Annotated in this window: 1 protein-coding gene; it reads right to left on the reverse strand. The window is 68.2% G+C overall.

What is annotated here, in order from left to right; translation table 11 throughout:
• Window positions 1-175: 175 nt before the first annotated feature.
• A complete protein-coding gene (gene glnII / locus VF697_RS25845; RefSeq protein ID WP_331099380.1) occupies window positions 176-1,189 on the reverse strand; it encodes a glutamine synthetase GlnII in 1,014 nt (337 codons plus the stop codon).
• Between the last annotated feature and the right edge of the window lie 586 nt (window positions 1,190-1,775).

A 1,775-nucleotide genomic window follows, 5' to 3' on the forward strand; every position in this document is an offset into this window, starting at 1 on the left:
TGCTCGTCACCGACGACACCAACGGCGTCATCTACCGCATCGCCTACTCCGGCGGCTGAACGCCTCCGCCCCGCTCATACGACAGGCCTGACGGACGGGAAGCCCGACACCTCCCGTCCGCCAGGCCCTCGCTCTCCTTACCCCAAGGAGCCCTTTGGAACCTTCCGCACCGCGCTCAGCCGCAGATCGTCTCGAGCATGATGCGGCACACCTCGTACGGGTCGCAGTTCGCCGCCGGACGCCGATCCTCGAAGTAGCCCTTGCCGTCGTTCGCCGTGCCCAGCGGGATGCGGATGGACGAGCCGCGGTCGCTCACGCCGTGGCGGAACACGGTGATGGGCGCCGTCTCGTGCAGGCCCGTCAGGCGCTCCACGTTGTGCGCCCCGTACACCGCGATGTGCTCCTCGTGGCGCGCGCGCAGCTTGTCCATCGCCGCCTCGATGACCTTGAGGCCGCCCGCCTCGCGCATCGCCTTCGTGCTCACGTTGGTGTGGCAGCCCGTCCCGTTCCAGTCCCCCTTCACCGGCTTCGGGTGCAGCGTCGCGCTGATGCCCATGTCCTCGCCCATCCGGTACAGCAGCCAGCGCGCCAGCCACAGCTCGTCGCCCATCTCCAGCGCCGTGAGCGGGCCAATCTGGAACTCCCACTGCGCCGGCATCACCTCGGCGTTCGTGCCGCCCAGCTTGATGCCCGCGCGGAGGCAGGCCTCGGCGTGCGCCTCCACCAGCTTGCGGCCGAACACCTCGTCACTGCCCACGCCGCAGTAGTAGCCGCCCTGCGGCGCCGGGAAGCCCTTGTCCGGCCAGCCCAGCGGACGGTTGCCCTCGAAGAGCGTGTACTCCTGCTCCATGCCGAACCACGTCTCCTGCGCGGCGTGCTTCTCCGCCACCGCACGCAGCGGCGCGCGCGTGTTGCTCCAGTGCGGGCTGCCGTCCGGGTTCATCACCTCGCACAGCACCAGGATGTCCGGCGTCCCCGGCCGCAGCGGGTTCGGGATGAAGCGCACCGGGCGCAGCATCAGGTCGCTCTTCTTGCCCTCGGCCTGGTACGTGCTCGAACCGTCAAAGCTCCAGTCCGGCAGCTCCGAAGCACTCCGGACCTCCCCATCCAACACCTTCATCTTCGAGCGCAGCTTCGCGGTCGGCTTCTGCCCGTCGATCCAGATGTACTCCGCCATCACCTTCGGCATTTCCACTTCCTCCAGAGCGGCCCCTGCCGGGCCTGTTGTTTCTCGCGACCCTCAGCGGGCCTCACGCCAGGACTCATTTGCAGACGCGATGCCAACGGCCTTCCTCGACGGGTCCCTCGGCGGAAACCCTCGAAATGGCAGGGCACCGGCCTGGACCCTGTAAAAATGGTCCCCCGGGCCTCTGACAATTTTGTAGGAGTTGGGCGAGCTTCCTACGAAATTGTCGGAAGTCCCCTCCCGGCCCTCTCGGCCCAGAGGGGACACCGGCGCCCTCTCGCGCCTTCCATCGGACATCGGTCCACGCTCCTTCCCGGGAATCCGGTGTCCGCGCCGCTTCCAACGCGGGATGGTGGACGTTTCCCGGCCTGACTGCCCTCGGGGAGCAGGACAATCCGGCCTACAATTTTGTTGGTCCTCCGCGCGGGACCGACGAAATTGTAGGAATCGCTCCGGGGCCTCTCCCCGCCCCGGAGCCCCGGGAGCGGCAATGGCGAAGCGGTTGGAAGAGCAGGCGGGCAGGCATCCGGCCCTGGCGAGTCTCCTGGAGGTGAGTCAGGCCCTCGCCGGGGCTCATGACCTCAGGGCC

It is taken from the genome of Archangium sp. (assembly GCF_036388035.1).
Taxonomy (GTDB): domain Bacteria; phylum Myxococcota; class Myxococcia; order Myxococcales; family Myxococcaceae; genus Archangium.

Bases quoted from the DNA above. Each gene is read 5' to 3' on its own strand.
- glnII (WP_331099380.1), bottom strand. From the start codon at position 1,189: ATGCCGAAGGTGATGGCGGAGTACATCTGGATCGACGGGCAGAAGCCG.